This window comes from Klebsiella oxytoca NBRC 105695, from assembly GCF_001598695.1.
GTDB classification, from domain to species: domain Bacteria; phylum Pseudomonadota; class Gammaproteobacteria; order Enterobacterales; family Enterobacteriaceae; genus Klebsiella; species Klebsiella oxytoca.
Genome location: NZ_BCZK01000001.1, coordinates 761,571 through 779,054 on the forward strand (window position 1 = coordinate 761,571; position 17,484 = coordinate 779,054).

Annotated in this window: 16 protein-coding genes and 3 tRNA genes; 4 read left to right on the plus strand and 15 right to left on the minus strand. The window is 53.2% G+C overall.

Translation table 11 applies throughout. The features are described from left to right. Positions 1-96 precede the first annotated feature (96 nt). The 4 genes from KO1_RS03410 to KO1_RS03425 all read right to left on the minus strand — a co-directional run bounded on the left by KO1_RS03410 (position 97) and on the right by KO1_RS03425 (position 5,902). A complete protein-coding gene (locus KO1_RS03410; protein WP_047719776.1) occupies positions 97-1,671 on the minus strand; it encodes a carbohydrate porin in 1,575 nt (524 codons plus the stop codon). 116 nt (positions 1,672-1,787) lie between these two features. Beyond that, complete coding sequence (locus tag KO1_RS03415) at positions 1,788-3,185, minus strand: PTS transporter subunit EIIC (protein ID WP_023321128.1); 1,398 nt, start codon at positions 3,183-3,185, stop codon at positions 1,788-1,790. 7 nt (positions 3,186-3,192) lie between these two features. Continuing rightward, positions 3,193-4,857 (minus strand): alpha-glucosidase, encoded by a 1,665-nt coding sequence (locus tag KO1_RS03420; protein ID WP_047719777.1) that lies wholly within the window; start codon positions 4,855-4,857, stop codon positions 3,193-3,195. Between the two features lie 46 nt (positions 4,858-4,903). Then, entirely contained in the window at positions 4,904-5,902 is a 999-nt protein-coding gene (locus tag KO1_RS03425) for a LacI family DNA-binding transcriptional regulator (protein WP_032728703.1), read from the minus strand. 344 nt (positions 5,903-6,246) lie between these two features. Between KO1_RS03425 and KO1_RS03430 the strand changes: the two genes are divergently transcribed. Genes KO1_RS03430 through KO1_RS03445 form a run of 4 tightly spaced genes read left to right on the plus strand, consistent with a single transcriptional unit; the run spans position 6,247 to position 8,748 of the window. Further along, positions 6,247-6,750 (plus strand): hypothetical protein, encoded by a 504-nt coding sequence (locus KO1_RS03430; protein ID WP_017145739.1) that lies wholly within the window; start codon positions 6,247-6,249, stop codon positions 6,748-6,750. Positions 6,751-6,759: 9 nt separating this feature from the next. Then, the gene (locus KO1_RS03435) at positions 6,760-7,206 is read left to right on the plus strand and encodes a DUF421 domain-containing protein (protein WP_004102722.1); all 447 of its coding nucleotides are present in this window, start codon (positions 6,760-6,762) and stop codon (positions 7,204-7,206) included. Positions 7,207-7,218: 12 nt separating this feature from the next. Further along, positions 7,219-7,737, plus strand: coding sequence for a 2-oxo-tetronate isomerase (locus KO1_RS03440; protein ID WP_004102720.1), 519 nt, complete (start codon positions 7,219-7,221; stop codon positions 7,735-7,737). A gap of 21 nt (positions 7,738-7,758) precedes the next feature. Further along, the gene (locus tag KO1_RS03445; protein WP_004102718.1) at positions 7,759-8,748 is read left to right on the plus strand and encodes an SDR family oxidoreductase; all 990 of its coding nucleotides are present in this window, start codon (positions 7,759-7,761) and stop codon (positions 8,746-8,748) included. On the opposite strand, the gene KO1_RS03450 is transcribed toward KO1_RS03445, so the two are convergent. From KO1_RS03450 to mdtK, 11 genes are all read right to left on the minus strand, one after another. Next, positions 8,745-10,370, minus strand: coding sequence for an alpha-amylase family protein (locus KO1_RS03450; protein WP_004102717.1), 1,626 nt, complete (start codon positions 10,368-10,370; stop codon positions 8,745-8,747). The genes KO1_RS03445 and KO1_RS03450 overlap by 4 nt on opposite strands. 8 nt (positions 10,371-10,378) lie before the next feature. Continuing rightward, the gene (gene cydB, locus KO1_RS03455) at positions 10,379-11,389 is read right to left on the minus strand and encodes a cytochrome d ubiquinol oxidase subunit II (protein WP_004102716.1); all 1,011 of its coding nucleotides are present in this window, start codon (positions 11,387-11,389) and stop codon (positions 10,379-10,381) included. Continuing rightward, positions 11,389-12,792: a cytochrome ubiquinol oxidase subunit I gene (locus KO1_RS03460; RefSeq protein ID WP_004102715.1), complete on the minus strand. Its 1,404-nt coding sequence runs from the start codon at positions 12,790-12,792 to the stop codon at positions 11,389-11,391. The genes cydB and KO1_RS03460 overlap by 1 nt, the downstream gene beginning before the upstream one ends. Positions 12,793-12,864: 72 nt before the next feature. After that, a complete protein-coding gene (locus KO1_RS03465; protein WP_004102714.1) occupies positions 12,865-13,737 on the minus strand; it encodes a manganese catalase family protein in 873 nt (290 codons plus the stop codon). Positions 13,738-13,756: 19 nt separating this feature from the next. Next, on the minus strand, positions 13,757-14,263 hold the full coding sequence (locus KO1_RS03470; protein ID WP_004102713.1) for a ferritin-like domain-containing protein: 507 nt from the start codon (positions 14,261-14,263) through the stop codon (positions 13,757-13,759). Between the two features lie 32 nt (positions 14,264-14,295). Then, positions 14,296-14,793, minus strand: a complete 498-nt coding sequence (locus KO1_RS03475) for a YciE/YciF ferroxidase family protein (RefSeq protein ID WP_004102712.1) — start codon at positions 14,791-14,793, stop codon at positions 14,296-14,298. Positions 14,794-14,883: 90 nt separating this feature from the next. Further along, the gene (locus tag KO1_RS03480; RefSeq protein ID WP_004136767.1) at positions 14,884-15,069 is read right to left on the minus strand and encodes a con-10 family general stress protein; all 186 of its coding nucleotides are present in this window, start codon (positions 15,067-15,069) and stop codon (positions 14,884-14,886) included. Positions 15,070-15,510: 441 nt separating this feature from the next. Further along, a tRNA-Val gene (locus tag KO1_RS03485) sits at positions 15,511-15,587 on the minus strand. Between the two features lie 4 nt (positions 15,588-15,591). After that, positions 15,592-15,668: transfer RNA gene (locus tag KO1_RS03490), tRNA-Val, on the minus strand. 4 nt (positions 15,669-15,672) lie between these two features. Beyond that, a tRNA-Val gene (locus KO1_RS03495) sits at positions 15,673-15,749 on the minus strand. A 209-nt stretch (positions 15,750-15,958) separates the two neighbouring features. Continuing rightward, the gene (gene mdtK / locus KO1_RS03500) at positions 15,959-17,332 is read right to left on the minus strand and encodes an MdtK family multidrug efflux MATE transporter (protein WP_004113454.1); all 1,374 of its coding nucleotides are present in this window, start codon (positions 17,330-17,332) and stop codon (positions 15,959-15,961) included. Between the last annotated feature and the right edge of the window lie 152 nt (positions 17,333-17,484).

A 17,484-nucleotide genomic window follows, 5' to 3' on the forward strand; every position in this document is an offset into this window, starting at 1 on the left:
AACGGAAATCTGGCACAATAATTGTGGTTCAAAATGTGGAAGAGGGCCAATGGCTGGCGCGCCTCTCCCTTGTGATGAGCCGACGAGACGCGGTTTTCAGAACCAGGTTTCGAGCTGGGCGCCGAAGAACAGCGTACCAGCGCTATGGTATCCGGCGCTGCCGAAGGCGTCTGTTGAGGAGTAGTTATCCAGCGATTTATCCCAGCGCATCCAGGTGGCAAAAAAGCGGATTTCCGGACGCTCAAAGAAGTCCGTGACGTTTTGCAGCTTGAAAGTAGGAGCAAACGTCAGCTTGTAGTAGCTACCGCTGGCGGCGCTGTTGCCGTTAAAACCTTTCGGGTCGATATCCATATACTGATAGCTGGTTTCGTATTGCAGGGCGAAGTTCTGATTAATTTGCTGAATGATTCTTGCGTTCAGGGTGACCCAGTCGTAATGGTCAGAATCGATATAGCGATTATTGCTGCTCTGAGCGACGATCAGCGGCGCGAAGCTCAGCCTGTCGGTGAGTGATGTGATACCGTAAGAGGCGAACTTCACGGTCCATGCCGGTTGAATCAAATAACCGTCGGAGCCCGGGCCGCGAACTTCAGCTCCCAGCGCGCGGCCATAAAGCAGCGCGGTTTTCGTACTGCCGGGGCGCAGGCCGTAGAAGCTGTCGCCGTGGTACGCCAGCATGGTGTTAAACCCTTGCGAGGCCGCTTTATCCGACGCCAGACCATCGTTTATGCGTTTGTCGTTGTCCTGCGAGTAGAGGCCGTTGAGCATCCACTGCCAGTTCGCCAGACGGTGATTCAGCGAGAAGGTATAGTTTTGAATATACGTGTTATCCGCGCCGGTCATGTTGTTATATTCAACGTTGTCCATCGTATCGATATCGTTGAAATTACGGCCATATACCGCGAGGTTGGTCTTGATATCTCCCCAGAAATTAACATCATAAATACCGGCGCCGGTACCGATTAAATTCATCATATCGGAATCAAGCCAGTGAATATCGAAGTTATCCCGATCTTCCCGCTTACCGGCCCACAGCGTCGCCTGTTTAAACGCGCCGCTAAACGCGGGCATATCGCTCATTTCGACAAAAGCCTGACGGACGTTCATCTGGCCGTTAAAGGAACTGTCGGTATTATAGGTTTTATCCCACTCGGCGATTTTCATGTAATAACGCAGCTGGCTATTGTTATCATATTTTCGCCGGTAGTTAATATCGGCGGTCACATAGGTATCCGACTCATTGCCAAGGCGACCGACGCTCCCCCCGGTGCTGCCCGCAGGCGTCAGGGAAGGCCCGACGGTACTGGTTGTGCCCTTGCTTGTTAATATGCCGCTGCGCGCGTAGCCGCCGAAGGTGATTTCCTGAAGCTTCGCCTGCGCGACGACATTCTGCGCCGGCTGGTTTTTTATTAACGCCAGATCCTGGTCGGTTCTGTGCTCAACGGCCTGCAGTCTTTCTTGCGCGCGCGCCGCGTTTTGTTCGGCGCTGGCCGCTCTTTTTTCCGCGCGATCTATTTTCCGCGTCGCATCCTGTAACTGGATGCGCGACTGCTTTAATTCGGCCTCAAGTCTTTCAAGCCGGGCATTAATTTCATTCAGGGTGGTATCCGCCGCAGCGGCGGATGCTGGCAAAGCCAGCGCGCAGAGCGTAAGCATATAGGCTTTCATCATTTATACCTGTACAAGAGTGGCTGTGCTCTGGACGTGCGGGTGCAGAGCACAGATGACTGTGCTAATAAACGGGATAGTTATCCGCAGGCTAAATTAATATTCGGGTTGTATTATTTTCAGCTCTCTTTGCGGGTGTTAGCAGTTTTGACAAAAAGGAATGTAATAATAAAAGCAAAAATAAACACCGCGAGTCCCACGGTAATATAGGTGACAAACTGATAGCGATCGTAGAGATACATTAGCGGCGACAGCAGGACCGCCAGACCGTATGAGTTCGCTTTTATCGACAGCAGCGACAGAATCATGCCGCCCAGCGCCGAGCTGATGAGCATCACCATTATCGCCCGAAGCCCGGATTGCATCACGATACCGAATAAAGCCGGTTCCGAGACGCCTAATAGCTGAGTAATGGTCGCGGAAATTCCGGCGGTTTTAAACGCGATATTTTTCGCCTTCAGTGAAATAGCCAGACATACGGCGGCGTTGGCAAAACCGTACATCGCGCAAACCGTAATGAGTGGATTAAACCCGGTGCCGGCAATCAGCGAGGTTTCAATCATAATAAACATGTGATGCATTCCGGTCATTACGGCAATGGGATAGATAAAGCCGATTAACAGGCCGCCAATACCCGCAGGCAGCGTCAAAAATTGCTGAATAGCCATCACGGCGTAGTGTTCAAACCCATGTACCAGCGGACCTAAAATCAGTAAAGCGATGGCCACAGCAATCAGAATGACGATAAACGGCGTGAAAATCAGGTCCATCGAGTTGGGCATCACCCGGCGGAAAAAGATTTCCAGTTTTGCGCCGATAATACCGGTGATGAGTGCGGTCAAAATTGACCCCTGATAGCCCACCAGCGGAATAACGCCAAACACATAAATCGGGCTGCTATTGCCGTACGCCACGTCATAGGCGTTCGGCAGCGCCGGGGAAACCAGCATCAGGCCGATTAAAAAACCGATAATCGGCGTACCGCCAAACTTCTTAAAGGCTGACCAGCAGATAAACGCCGCCAGGAAGGCGAAAGCGGTATCGCAGAGTACCGTGGTCAGCGTTTGCAGGGCCGCCGGAACCTGATGGACGCTGCTGCCAAACCACGCCTGCACGGTATCATTAAAAATGACCCCTTTCAGGCCGAGAAACAGACCGGTCGCCCCGAGAACCGGGACAATTGGCACAAAAACGTCCGATAAGTTGCGTATTCCCCGCTGTAATCGGCCCGAACTCTGCTTCGTCATTTCATCCTTACTGACTTCGGCAACCTGATATTCGTTAACAAACTCCTGATAAACCTTATTGACGATCCCGGTACCGAGGATTATCTGATACTGACCGGAATTGAAAAATACGCCTTTAACTTCGCTGATATTACGGACTTTATCATCATCGATTTTCTGCCGGTCTTTTACCTGCAAACGTAATCGGGTGGCGCAGTGGGTGGCGGAAGCAATGTTTTCCTTGCCGATGGTATTCACTATCTCAACGGCGATATTTTTATATTTGTTCATATTTAACTCATTCCTTAACGAGAATGGTTTGATAGGGTTTCAGGGTGGCGTCGGCGTCGGCATAATTATTGAGTACAATCTCTCCTGCCGGGAGCGTGTAAGGCAGATGCTGCGCGCTTAAGTTGGTGATAGAGATAAAATGTTCGTTGTGTGTTGCGCGCTGGTAGGCAACGATACGCTCGTCAACGTCCTCCACGGCGGCGAATGACCCATAAATCAGCGCTTGCGGATAGTGCTTATTCCGCAAGGCGATCATCTTCTGGTAAAACGCGAACACCGAATGCGCATCGTTTATCTGGCTTTGCGCATTGACGCTAAAGTCGGTTGAAGAAAACGCCAGCCAGGGCTGCGCACCCTGATTAAATCCGCCGTTGACGCTATTCGACCACGGGAAGGGCGTTCGCGAGTTGTCCCGGGAGCGCTGATTAATAAAGCCTAACGCCTGCTGTTCAGAGAAACCTTCCGCCAGGGAGCGGTGATAGTTATCCAGACTGGAAATATCGTCAAATTCCGCAATTGACTGCCGGCAGAAATTTTTCATCCCCAGCTCCTGGCCCTGGTAAATAAACGGCGTTCCGGCCATAAAGAAGTACATCGCGGCCAGCGCTTTGGCACCGATGTCATTTTGGTAATCCGCGTCGCGGATGAGTTTGGACAGCGCGCGGGGCTGGTCGTGGTTTTCAATAAACGTCGTCCCCCAGCCGGCCTGACAAAAAGCGCGCTGGCTGGCAAAAAGCGCTTCTTTGAATTCGCTCACGCGCCAGTTGCGCTGCTTAAACCACTCCGAGCCGTTCTCGACATCGATATCGGCAGCGTGAAAATCGAAGATCATATTGAAATAGCCGTCCGGGCCGATATAGCTGTCGTACTCCTGCAGAGGCACACCGGGCGCTTCGCCTACCGTTACGCAGCGATGGCGGTTGAAGGTGTGTTCTTTCAGCTCGTTCAGAAAACATTCAATTCCCGGACGGTTGCGCGATTTCGTTTTAATGGAGGCCAGACCATCGACGCCGTCGGCGGGCAGGGAGGCGTAATCCTGATCTTTTTTAATAAACGTAATTGCATCGATGCGAAAACCGGCGATGCCTTTATCCAGCCACCAGTTAATCATGGCGTAGATTTCCTGGCGCAGCTGCGGGTTTTCCCAGTTCAGGTCGGGCTGTTTTTTATGAAAAACGTGCAAATAGTAGCACTCTTCGCCAGCCACTTTTTCCCACGCGCTGCCGCCAAAAATCGAACGCCAGTTATTAGGCGCGGCACCAGCAACGGCGGGCTTAAAGATATAGTAATCACGGTATTTTGAGGCAGGGTCCGCCAGTGCGGCCTGGAACCAGCGGTGTTCATCGCTGGTATGATTAACCACCAGATCCACCATGATCCCAATCCCCAGTTCGCCTGCCTGCTTAATCAGGTCGTCAACATCCTGCAGCTGACCTAAATCGGGGTTCACTGCATAGTAGTCGGCGATATCGTAGCCGTTGTCCGCACCCGGCGAGAGGTAAAACGGCGAGACCCAAATCATGGTGATGCCCAGCGTTTTCAGATACGGCAGTTTCGCGATTATCCCCTGGATATCGCCAGTGCCATCGTTATTGCTGTCATAGAAGCTTTTTGGGTACACCTGATAAATGACCGCTTCCTTCCACCATGCCCCTTGTTGTGACTGATTCATCGTTTCTCCTGAGTATGAAATCGATACCATATTGAGTTAAAAAAAATTACGCCGAGGCCCTGATGACCAGTTCCGATTTCAGGTCTTCCTCGTCATAGCGATAGTGCGTGTTGTTGATCAGGGCCAGCAGACGTTCTACCGAGATGCGGCCCAGTTGCTCGATGGGTTGGCTAACGGTAGTGAGCGGAATATGCACCATCTCCGCCACCGGAAGGTTATCAAAGCCCATGACCGCCAGTTCGCCGGGAACGCTGATGCCGTTGGCCGAGAGCGCAGAAATTAAGCCGCAGGCGACTTCATCGCTGCCGGCGAAAATTGCATCGGGACGTTCGCTTTTAGCCATCTGTAGGATCTGCTCAGCCAGACGCTGCCCGTCGCGCCAGGTGTGGACGTGGCGGAAAACCAGCCGCTCGTCAATCGGCTGCTGCCCCTGCTGCATGGCGGCAATAAAGCCGCGGTTCCTTCTGCTACCGTGGCCCTTTTGCTGGAATGCGCCGCCGGTAGAGTAGGCGATTCTTCTATACCCTTTATGCAGCAGCCAACTGACGGCGCGATAGGTCGCCAGTTCATCGTCCATTCTGACCACGGGCAGAGTCGTGTTATCGATGCTGGTGTTGCACAGCAGGATCGGACCATATTTCTGATATTGCTCGATCACGTCCTTATCACTTTCGACGGCGCACAAGATAAGGCCGTCGATGATCTTTTTCTTCAGCAGATCGAGACAGTTCTCCTCTTCGCCCGCGCTATTGTGGTTCTGAACGATCAGCACTGAGTAGCCGTGTTTACGCGCGGTGACTTCGAGAGCGTCCACCAGGCTGGCGAAAAATGGGTTAGTGATCCTCGAAATGAGTACGCCAATGCGGTGGGTTTTCACGCCGCGCATCTGCTGCGCGACGGTGCTTGGCTCGTAATCGAGCTCTTTCATCGCCGCGAGAATTTTTTCCTTTTTATCTTCAGCGATATAAGGATGATTGTTCAGGAAGCGGGAGACCGTCGTCACCGACAGACCTGCTTTTTCTGCTACGTCTTTTATGGTTGCCATGATGGTTATGAAATCGATATCACATGGGCATAAAATATTTTTGCTGACCGGCCGGGTCAACCGCCTTGTTATAAAACATGATCTGACTCACAATAAATTTTTCCTGCGCTATCCGCGTGCTACGGTTTGCGTATCCGTTGAAGGTGAGTTCGCGACGCGGACCGCCGGGTCGGCAAGACCGTTCGGGTCTGAGCGTGGGGAGGGGAGAAGCGGCGCAATGAATAATGCACGGTATTTTTGTTTTGCTAATATTCCTGGTTTGCCGCGATGAACTTGACATATTAAACCTGATTGCTATTCCTTAAGCTGGCGCCGCGATGATAAGCGCAACGGTGAGGTGAAAAATGGTCAGTGAAAAAGAGAAGCTGCCCGGGATAAAAGAGAGTGAACTTTTTCTTAATTTTGAATGTGCTGCTCGTAAGATCGGGTTCGGGATATTATTATTAATCATCTTCGCAGCGCTGGCGGGGATTTTTTCCACCGGCTATTTGAGCCGTGCTGAAAAAACAAATGCCCAGCAAAATTTAACCGTGGTTTATGAGCGTTTTGGCCGTTTGCAAACTGAGTTCCGACTAAAAATTACTGCCCATTCGCGCGTCGCCAATAAATATGTTTTTAGCCTTGGCGGTGATTTTACTTCATCGCTCGAAACCAATACTATCTGGCCCCAGCCAGATAGTATGTACAGTAAGGACGATCGACTCTTTTTGGTTTATAATAATTTGAAAAGTATGGAAAATTTTTCCATATGGCTCTACGTTACGCCCACCGCTCCCGGCAAGCTGAATCACGCTTTACAGCTTAATAGCGAACCCGAAATTCGCTTCTGGCAATTTATTTATCCTTAGGAGAACGTGATGGAGATGGTGTTGCGGGCGCTGGCCATTTATTTAATTTTGCTGGTGGTTTTTAAAATCGCCGGACGCCGGGCGCTATTACAAATGACCAGCTTTGATCTGATTTTATTACTTATCATCAGCGAAGCGACACAACAGGCGCTGCTGGGGAACGACTTTTCGGTTACCGGCGCCATGCTGACGATTATCACGCTGGTGGTGGTGGATATGCTCTTTGGATTAATGAAAAAATATATGGCTGGCGCCGAGTCAGCGCTTGATGGCTGCCCGGTAATTTTAGTCGAAAACGGCGTTCCGTTAATTGATAAACTCAAAAAAGTGGATGTCTCCTGCGATGATATTCTTGTGGCCGCACGGCAGAATCAGGGTATTACGGAATTAAGTAAAATCAAATATGCCATACTGGAAAGGAACGGACATATTTCTATTATTCCTGCTGAAAGTTAAGAAGGTATCTTTATGGCGAATAATCCTTATAACCAGGCGAAAACCACCGGTGAGCTGACCAAACAAGTCGCCATCGCATTGACCGACCGTCGTTTACGCTTAACCACCGCTGAGTCGTGTACCGGGGGAAGCCTGGCGGCAGCGCTGTGCGCGGAGGAGGATACGGCTGCGTTTTACGATATTGGTTTAATCACCTTTAGCGACCGTGCGAAGCAAAAACTTCTCGGCGTTAAGGCTTCGACGCTGGAAAAGTATAGCGCCGTCAGTCGACAGGCCGTGGAAGAGATGTCGGCGGGCGCGCTGGAGTGTTCCGGAGCGGATATCAGCATCGCGATAAGCGGATACGCTGGGCCGGACGGCGGCGAGGACGGGACGCCTGCGGGAACCGTCTGGTTCGCATGGAATTTTCGCGGCGCAATCGACGCGCAGAAGGTGCTGTTTTCCGGCGGCTGCCAGGATGTCGTTGAGAAATCCGTACGCTACTCGCTGGCGATGCTGATGGAGAAACTGCCCGGCTGGCAGGGCGAATAACACTTTCATGGCGGAGGTTCTATGGCGGTCATGACGATCACCGGCGGTACTGCGGGCGTCGGCAAAGCAACGGCTGTTCGCTTTGCGCGGGCAGGCTATGACGTGGGGATTATCGCCCGCGATCGTCAAAGCCTTGAAGCGACGCAGCAGGCGCTGCGGCAGTTTGGCGTTCGGGTGCATGTCGTTCAGGCCGATGTCGCTGATGCGGATGCGATTAACACTGCCGCCTGCGAGATCGAAAAGCAATTAGGGGCTATCGAGGTGTGGGTCAATAACGCCATGTGCGCGGTGCTGGCGCCTTTCAGGACGATGACCCACGATGAATTTTCGCGGGTCACCGAAGTCACCTATCTTGGTTACGTCAACGGCACCCGCGCCGCGCTGGAGCTAATGACGCCCCGCGATCGCGGCATCATTATCCAGGTCGGTTCCGCGCTGGCCTATCGCTCCATTCCGCTACAGTCCGCCTACTGCGGGGCGAAGGCCGCGATTCGGGGCTTTACCGATGCGGTTCGCACGGAACTGATGCATGAAAAGAGCGGCGTGAGTATCTCAATGGTACAGATGCCTGGCCTGAATACGCCGCAGTTTGAGTGGGCGCGCAATAAGTTTGCCTGGGCGATGCGCCCGGTGCCCCCCGTCTATCAGCCGGAGGTGGCCGCAGAGGCTATCTTCAACGTTGCACGCAGGCCCGTGCGTGAACTCTGGGTGGGGAGCAGCACAATCCAGTCTATCGTTGGGCAATTTCTCTTCCCCGGCTTCCTCGATCGACTGATGGTTAATAAAGCATGGGAAGGGCAAATGACCCGGCACAGGAATGTCGCTGACCGGCAGGATTATCTACAACAGCCGGTCAGCGGACTGCATAAAACCCACGGGCGTTTTTCCTCAGAGGCGAAGTATCGCGCCGCCGCCATCACCTCCGGCGTGCCGGGAAAAGCGCTACTCGGCGGCGCGGCAGCGGCGGGATGGTTGTTGGCAAAATGGTTTATCTCGCGTAAAAAACGCTAACGCAGCGCGCTACTGTTGGTCCAGAACCATCGGTAGCCATAGGCGCCAATCTCCAGCTCAACGCGCTTACCCGCAACAAGGTCGTCAGCATAGGTTTTGTCGGCCAGGCAGGGCGTCCAGACGCCCTCGGCAATCTCTTTCGCGGTGAAGCGCACGCGCTTGTCGCTGAAATTAAGAAAGGTGATGACGCGGCGTTGGTCGGCATCGTAGCAAATCCCCAGAATCGCCTGCCGATCGATGCCGATAATGCGAAAAGGCGCAACGGCGATTTCCGGAAACTCGCACCGCGTATTGGCGATATCTATAATGCGATGCAGAAGGGAATGGCGGTGCAGCAGCGAATCAGCGACGTTGACCTTCTGATAGCGAAACGGCCCCTTATCGATCAATGGAGCGACAAAAGTAGCAGGATCGGCTGCGGAGAAACCGCCGCCCGCTGAGCCGGCCCATTGCATCGGCGTGCGCACCGCGTAGCGCTCTTCCAGGGCCAGATTGTCACCCATCCCAATTTCATCCCCGTAGCGCATTATCGGTACGCCGGGGAGCGAAAAGAGTACGGCATGACAGAGCGCCAGCCGCCGCCGATCGCCGTTCAGCATGGGGGCCAGCCGACGGCGGATACCGCGCTGGTAAACGTTCATCTCCTTATCCGGGGCGAAGGCATCCATCACGGTTTGCTTTTTCTTGCGGCCTACCCCTTCAAGATCCAGTTCATCGTGATTACGTAGCCAGTTGGCGAAGCAGCAGGCGTCGGGCGGCACGATGGTTTTCGTGATGGCGTCGATCAGCGGACGGGCGTTCTTACTCGCGAGACTGACGTAAAAATTTTTGTTCAACCAGAAGTTAAGCACCATATTAAGTCGATTATTATCGCCAAAATAGTCGCGATACTCCGCCACCTCAACGTCGACTTCGCCGAGCAGTATGGCCTGCGGGTTGTGCCGTTCAATCAGGCGGCGTAGATGTTCGAGAAGCCACAGCCCGCGTTTCTCCTCGCCGCGTCCGGCCTGCTTAGTCAGATGTGAGGCCGCATCGAGGCGAAAGCCGGACACCCCCAGCTTTAGCCAAAAAATGACGATATTTTCGACCTCTTTGATGACCGCTGGCGAGGCCAGGTTGAGATCCGGTTCATGACGATAAAACATATGCCGATAATATTGCCCGGCCTCAGCATCCCAGGACCAGATGCTCTCTTCGACGCCGGGGAACATCGGCGGCGTATCATCATCATCGTTGTCTGACCACAGGTAATAGTCGCGAAACGGCGAGCGTCGACTGCGGCGCGCTTGTTGAAACCAGGGGTGCGCGTCAGAGGTATGTTGAATCAGCAATTCAATAATGACCTGCATCCCCAGTTCACGGGCCTGCTCGATAAAGGCAATGATATCCGCCAGTTGTCCAAAGCGCGGATCGACCTGCAGATGATCGCTGACATCGTAACCCTCATCCAGAAAAGGCGTCAGGTAGAAGGGCGTTATCCAGATCACCGTCGCGCCCATTCGGCGAATATAGCGCAGCTTCGCCGTCATTCCGGCGATATCGCCGCAGCCATCGCCGTTGAGATCGTAAAACAGGGCTGAATCAATCTGATAAATGATGGCTCGCGTATGCCAGTCCGCCATAGCGCACCTCAGTGATAGCCTTCAGTGCCGGAAACTTTGCCGCGGAATACGTAGTAGCTCCATGCGGTGTAAACCAAAATCACCGGAATGATAAGCAGGGTCCCTACCAGCATAAAGAGCTGGCTGGCGGGCGGCGCGGAGGCTTCCCACAGCGTAATATGCGGAGGGATGATGTTGGGCCAGAGACTGATACCCAGACCACTAAAGCCAAGAAAAATGAGCCCAAGCGTAAGCAGGAAAGGGCGGGCATGGCTACCAGGATGGGCGCTTAACCGCCAGATCCACAGGCTTAAGGCAATGACCAGTACAGGAACGGGTACAAACCAGTAGAAATTAGGCAGGGTAAACCAGCGCTCAGCCACGGAGGGCCAGCCCAGCGGCGTCCAGACGCTCACAACGGCGATGACCGCCATCAGCGCCAGAAGCGTGTGGCGAGTCAGCTCACGCATGCGCTGTTGTAGGGCGCCTTCGCTTTTCATAATCAGCCAGGTCGTACCAAGCAGCATATACGCGACGACCAGCCCTAAGCCGCAGAACAGGCTAAAGGGCGTCAGCCAGTCGAGCGCCGAGCCGGCAAACCTGCGGTCGGCGACCTCAAAACCGTTGATGACCGCGCCTACCACCATCCCCTGGCTAAAGGTCGCCAGCAGGGAGCCGCTGACAAAAGAGTAGTCCCAGAACTTTTGATGCGAGGGGGTGGCCTTGAAGCGGAACTCAAAGGCGACGCCGCGGAAGATCAGGCCAATGAGCATGGCGGTGAGCGGGATAGCCAGCGCATCGGTGATAACGGCGTAGGCCAGGGGAAAGGCGCCAAATAGCCCCGCGCCTCCCAGCACCAGCCATGTCTCATTGCCATCCCACACCGGGGCGACGCTATTCATCATCACGTCGCGTTCTTGAGCATTCGGTACAAAGCCGAATAAAATTCCGATGCCAAGATCGAAGCCGTCCATAACGATATACATCAATGTGGCGAATACAATGATGACAAACCAGATAACGGGGATATCGATGCCCATTAGCGAGTCTCCTCTTCAGGCACGGCTTCTGCGGCAGAAAGGGGGCGAGCCGGTGTGCCGGACGTTGACGATGTCAATTCGCTGACGGGCTGCGGCCCTTTCTTAATAAGCCGGACAATGTAGTAATAACCGACGCCAAAGACCGAACAGTACACCACGATAAAGACCAGCAGGCTGACGACCATTTGCGCCGTGCTGTGCAGCGAAACCGCATCCTGGGTGCGTAAAAAACCATAAATGACCCAGGGCTGACGTCCCGCTTCGGTCGTGATCCAGCCGGCCAACAGCGCCAGCAGTCCTGCCGGCCCCATCGCCAGGGCGCTCCACTGGAAGGCGCGAGAGTGGAAAAGACGCTGCTGATAGCGAAGCCACAGGCTCCAGACGCCGAGGGCAATCATCAGCACGCCCATACCCACCATGATACGGAACGACCAGAAAACGATGAGGGAGTTTGGCCGATTCTCTTTCGGAAAATCTTTCAGCGCCGGGACCTGCTTATCCAGGCTATGGGTCAGGATCAGGCTGCCAAGCGCCGGAATTTCCAGCCCGTATTTGGTACGCTCTTCCTCCATATCCGGTATGCCAAACAACAGCAGCGGGGTGGCCTCGCCGGGTTTATTCTCCCAGTGGCCTTCTATGGCGGCGATTTTTGCCGGCTGATGCTCAAGGGTATTGAGGCCGTGCATATCGCCAACGAAGGCCTGAATTGGCGCAACCAGCAGGGCCATCCACATCGCCATGGAGAACATTTTACGTATGGCAGGGGTATTGTTCCCGCGCAGAAGGTGCCAGGCGGCAGAGGCGCCCACGAACATCGCACTGCTGAGAAAAGCGGCGATCGCCATGTGTAACAGGCGATACGGGAAAGATGGGTTGAAAATAATCGCCAGCCAGTCCTGGGGAATGACGTGACCGTTTTCAATGGTAAAGCCCTGCGGCGTCTGCATCCAGCTATTGGAGGCGAGGATCCAGAAGGTGGACATTAGCGTGCCGAGCGCCACCATGCAGGTGGTGAAAAAATGCAGTCCTGGGGGGACTTTGTTCCAGCCAAAAAGCATGACGCCCAGGAAGCCCGCTTCGAGGAAAAACGCGGTGAGGACTTCATACAGCAGCAGGGGACCGGTAATACTCCCGGCAAACTGAGAGAAACCGCTCCAGTTGGTACCGAACTGATAGGCCATCACCAGGCCTGATACCACGCCCATGCCGAAATTAACGGCAAAAATCTTCAGCCAGAAATTATATAACGAGCGCCAGACGTCATCTTTTGTCCGCAGCCACATCCCCTCCAGCACCACCAGATAGCTGGCCAGTCCGATGGTAATCGCCGGAAACAGGATATGAAAAGAGACGGTAAATGCGAACTGTAGCCTTGCCAGATTAAACGCATCGAGTTCAAACATGTTCTGAACCCCATCACATAACAACCCCCCGAACCAGGCAGGGGGAAGTGATTAACAACCGATCGTTGCTGATTACGGCTTTTTCTTACCCGCGCCAAGTTCTGCGCCGGTGAGAGGATCGCCTTCCGGGTCGGATTGGGTGCGTTTCGCCATGGTTTTCACCAGGGCCTTTTGTTCGGCCGTTAGCTTAACGCTGGCACCGCCATCTCCGCCATCTACTGCAGGCTGCGGATTCGCAATATACTCGAAGTGCAGATCGCTATTCCAGCTGCCGCGAATGTCATCGCCCTCTGACATATTGTAGTAGGTGCTGGCGTAGTCAGTGATTGGCGGTAGTTTGCCCGGCGGATAGTTGTTTCTGATGGATTGAAGCGCCTTCTCAAAAGAGAGCTGATGGGCGGCTTCTCGGGTCATCAGAAAGGCCAGCGCATCCTTCACGCCGGGGTCATCGGTGACGTTTATCAGGCGCTCATAGATGATTTTAGCGCGCGCCTCGGCGGCCACGTTGGAGCGTAAATCCGCGGTGGGTTCACCAATGGTGTCAATGTATGCTGCGGTCCAGGGCACGCCGGCGGAATTGGTCAGCGGCGTGCCTCCGCCATATAACAAAGAGGTAATATGGCTGTCGTTGCCGTTAGCGGTAAGCGAGCGGTACAGATCGGCTTCGTTTTCCGTACCTTCCGCCAGGGCGCCTTTCGCCCCTTTATTGAGCATACCTACCAGCGAGCCGATAATTTCAAGGTGGCTCAGCTCTTCGGTAGCAATGTCCATCAGCATATCCTTGCGACCCGGATCGTCATCGCTCAGGCCCTGTGTGAAATATCGGCATGCGGCGGCGAGTTCGCCCTGAGGGCCGCCGAATTGCTCCAGAAGGAGATTAGCCAGCCCCGGATTAGGTTCCGCGACCCTGACGGTATACTGAAGTTGCTTAACGTGTCGGAACATAGGCTCTTATCCTTATTGCTTATTTTTTAGCTTCAACGCCTTTTGCGTCAGAGCGCAGAAGGAACTCTTCCGTTGTTTGCGGGATATGTTTCAGCAGCCAGTCGGCCATGGCCCGCTCTTCCGCCAGAATGGATTCGATGGCGGGAATAGACGCGGTGTCACCGGCTCTTTTCGCAGCGGCAAGCAGAGAGGTATAACACGCGATTTCAAACTGTTCGAAAACATAGCCGCTAATTGAACCCTTAACGATTTCATCGGAAGGGAACATGCCGCCAATAGATTGACCTAACGCAGCCATTTTACTCATTGAATCTTTCAGCACCGACCGCGATATATCATTACGATCCAGAATCTCTTCCAGAACCGTAATTTGGCGCTTGGTTTCGGTGACGTGCTGTTCAATTCTGCTGCGCAAATCGGGGTAGTTATCGATACGGCCAGCCATCGACTCCAGCATGGATTCTGCTTGTTTTTCCATTGCATGCGCATCGCGTAGCCAGTCGTGATAGTGTTCAACGTGATTCATAATGAACTCCTTAATATCAGGTTATTTTCTGGCTATTTATTTTGTGCTTCTTTATTAATATTGCCGACCGCCAGGTCAGTTAATTTCAGATCGGTTGACTTCTCTTCTTCTAACGTTTCTGTTAAAAGCTTAACCGCTTTTTTATAACCCAGCTGTTGGGCTAAAGTGGCGAGAGTGCCGTAGCTGGCAATTTCATAATGTTCAACTTTTTGCGCAGCGGCAATTAACGCGGCATCGCGCACTTCATTTTTCTCAGTACTCTCAATAACCTCGTTAGCTTCTTCTATAAGCCCCTCCATCGCCACGCATTTCATGCGCTTAATTTTGATATTGGCTTCTTGTTCGACAATTTGATCGATACGTTCAATTTGCCCCTGGGTCTCCTCGAGATGCGCTTTGAATGCGGCGCTAAGCTGCTCGCTTGACGCCGCCCGGGCTAGTTTAGCCAGGCCGCGGGTTAATTGTTTTTCCGCGCTATAAGTATCCGATAACAGATGAATAAAAACGTCTTCTATGCTCTTCATATTCATTGGGAATATCCTTAATGCTAGAGAATAACTGCGAGTCCGCAGACCCGCAGGATACTCTTATTAATTACAAGAGAATGAATCGATTAATAATCAGGAGTTGTCAGATTTGCGTCCGCCACCATGACTATTTTGACCGCCTTTTTTACCGGCCTCAGATGCACGTTGCGGATCGTTTTTAAAATTACCACCGCTGTGCTGACCGCCTTTACGTCCAGCTTCAGATGCTTTATCACGGTCTTCAGCGAAATTACCGGAACCACCACGATGTTCTGCCATATTTTCATACCTCTGTGAGTTTATGTCAGGTAGATACGATTTAATTACGTATCCGTTGTCGTTCAGCAATTAAATTTAGTCGGTATTTTTGAACAGTCAAACCGGTTTGCGGTGATATTTTTTGAAATAATCTGAATTATGCCGTGGCTACCGTTCCGCTTGTTTAAAGTGGCTGCGAGCATAACAGGCTAGGAACTAACGAAAACATTTATATTGCTGCAGGATATATTTATGACCGCTGCGTTAATACGGGGGGACTCGGGCGACGCGGGGCTTTACGTCTCTTTACATAAGCGCGAAAAATAAGTTGTCGGAATCGTGAAAGATATTAAGAACACAACCGGGAAAAATCAGAAAATAGCGTTTTGCCAATGCTGAAGGTCATTTTAGGATAATTCAATGCGGGAGAGAAATAAGGCACCAGATCACGAGGCTGTGAAATGGTGCGTCCGAGTGGACTCGAACCACCGACCCCCACCATGTCAAGGTGGTGCTCTAACCAACTGAGCTACGGACGCATTATGGTGCGTTTAATTGGACTCGAACCAACGACCCCCACCATGTCAAGGTGGTGCTCTAACCAACTGAGCTATAAACGCATTATGGTGCGTTCAATTGGACTCGAACCAACGACCCCCACCATGTCAAGGTGGTGCTCTAACCAACTGAGCTATGAACGCATTGTTGCAGTGGCAACGGGGACGCATATTAGCGGCAGGGAGGGGTTGTGGCAAGAGGCAAACGTCACTTTTCTTCCAGATTTCTCGCGATCGCAGAAGTTTTATCCATATTGGTTATATTTTACTGATGCGAAAGAGGATTTGCTCATCAAGAGACGAAAACGGCGCTGAATCAGCGCCGTCAGGTATCGATAAATTGCCGCCAGAGATTAGCGCGCGGCGCGCTGCAATATGACGCTGGAAGGCTGACGCTGCAGGAAACGCATGCGCAGCATCATCATTACGGCAGCGGAGGTGAGGCCAATGATAAATCCGCACCAGAAGCCAGCAGGACCCATGCGCGGCACCACGATATCGGTCAGAGCCAGCAGATAGCCGCTCGGCAGCCCCAGAACCCAGTAGGCGGTAAAGGTAATAAAGAAGATGGAACGCGTATCTTTATAACCGCGCAGGATGCCGCTGCCGATCACCTGTATGGAGTCAGAGATCTGGTAGATCGCCGCGAGCAGCATCAGCTGGGACGCCAGCGCGACAACCTCAGGATTATCGTTATACAACAGGGCGATTTGCTCACGCATCAGAATGGTGAAAACCGCCGTAATCACGGCCAAACACACTCCAACCCCGACGCCGGTTCTGGCCGACGTTTGCGCCTCCAGAGTCGAGCCTTGCCCGAGACGGAAACCGACGCGAATGGTTACCGCCGCCGCCAGGGAGAGCGGTAATACGAACATCAGCGAGCTGAAGTTTAGGGCAATCTGGTGCCCGGCCACGTCGACAATGCCCAGCGGTGAGACCAGCAGCGCGACGACGGCAAACAGGGTCACTTCGAAAAACAGCGCCAGCGCAATCGGCAGGCCCAGCTGCACCAGACGCTGGATAACGGCGAAATCCGGTTTGCTGAAGCGCTCAGCGTTATGAATATCGCGCATCGAACGCGCGCGGCGAACCCAGGAGAGCATGCAGAAAAACATCACCCAGTACACCGAAGCCGTCGCCACGCCGCAGCCGATCCCGCCGAGCTCAGGCATGCCAAAGTGACCGTAGATAAAGATGTAGTTCACCGGAATATTGACCAGCAGACCGATAAATCCCATTACCATGCCCGGCTTGGTTTTCGCCAGGCCTTCACACTGGTTACGCGCCACCTGGAATAACAGATAGCCTGGCGCCCCCCACAGCAGCGCCCGCAGGTAGCCGACCGCCTTCTCCGCCATCGCCGGGTCGATGTTATGCATGGAGCTGATGATGTAGCCGGCGTTCCACAGTACCACCATGACCAGGATCGAGACGAAGCCCGCCAGCCAGAACCCCTGGCGTACCTGGTGGGCGATGCGGTCGCGACGGCCGGAACCATTCAGTTGAGCAATAACGGGCGTCAGGGCCAGCAGCAGACCGTGGCCGAAGAGGATTGCCGGCAGCCAGATGGAGGTACCGATGGCGACGGCCGCCATATCGGTGGCGCTATAGCCGCCCGCCATCACGGTATCGACGAAGCCCATGGCGGTTTGGGCGACCTGGGCGAGTATAACGGGTATAGCCAGTGCTAATAACTGACGCGCTTCAATAAAATACTTCTGCACGTAAACACCTTTATATTGTTGTTATTGGAGGACTAAAAAAGCCGCCATCAGGGGCAGCAAGAAGAAAAAGCAGAGGGATTTGCCAGACTATTGTAGCGAGGATTAGCCATTTAGCCAGTGAAAAAATCGCACAACACGTTGTGCGCTGGCAA

Bases quoted from the DNA above. Each gene is read 5' to 3' on its own strand.
- KO1_RS03410 (WP_047719776.1), bottom strand. From the start codon at position 1,671: ATGATGAAAGCCTATATGCTTACGCTCTGCGCGCTGGCTTTGCCAGCA.
- KO1_RS03435 (WP_004102722.1), top strand. From the start codon at position 6,760: ATGGAGATGGTGTTGCGGGCGCTGGCCATTTATTTAATTTTGCTGGTG.
- KO1_RS03430 (WP_017145739.1), top strand. From the start codon at position 6,247: ATGGTCAGTGAAAAAGAGAAGCTGCCCGGGATAAAAGAGAGTGAACTT.
- KO1_RS03470 (WP_004102713.1), bottom strand. From the start codon at position 14,263: ATGAATCACGTTGAACACTATCACGACTGGCTACGCGATGCGCATGCA.
- KO1_RS03445 (WP_004102718.1), top strand. From the start codon at position 7,759: ATGGCGGTCATGACGATCACCGGCGGTACTGCGGGCGTCGGCAAAGCA.
- KO1_RS03460 (WP_004102715.1), bottom strand. From the start codon at position 12,792: ATGTTTGAACTCGATGCGTTTAATCTGGCAAGGCTACAGTTCGCATTT.
- cydB (WP_004102716.1), bottom strand. From the start codon at position 11,389: ATGGGCATCGATATCCCCGTTATCTGGTTTGTCATCATTGTATTCGCC.
- KO1_RS03480 (WP_004136767.1), bottom strand. From the start codon at position 15,069: ATGGCAGAACATCGTGGTGGTTCCGGTAATTTCGCTGAAGACCGTGAT.
- KO1_RS03465 (WP_004102714.1), bottom strand. From the start codon at position 13,737: ATGTTCCGACACGTTAAGCAACTTCAGTATACCGTCAGGGTCGCGGAA.
- KO1_RS03415 (WP_023321128.1), bottom strand. From the start codon at position 3,185: ATGAACAAATATAAAAATATCGCCGTTGAGATAGTGAATACCATCGGC.
- KO1_RS03425 (WP_032728703.1), bottom strand. From the start codon at position 5,902: ATGGCAACCATAAAAGACGTAGCAGAAAAAGCAGGTCTGTCGGTGACG.
- KO1_RS03440 (WP_004102720.1), top strand. From the start codon at position 7,219: ATGGCGAATAATCCTTATAACCAGGCGAAAACCACCGGTGAGCTGACC.
- KO1_RS03450 (WP_004102717.1), bottom strand. From the start codon at position 10,370: ATGGCGGACTGGCATACGCGAGCCATCATTTATCAGATTGATTCAGCC.
- KO1_RS03420 (WP_047719777.1), bottom strand. From the start codon at position 4,857: ATGAATCAGTCACAACAAGGGGCATGGTGGAAGGAAGCGGTCATTTAT.
- KO1_RS03475 (WP_004102712.1), bottom strand. From the start codon at position 14,793: ATGAATATGAAGAGCATAGAAGACGTTTTTATTCATCTGTTATCGGAT.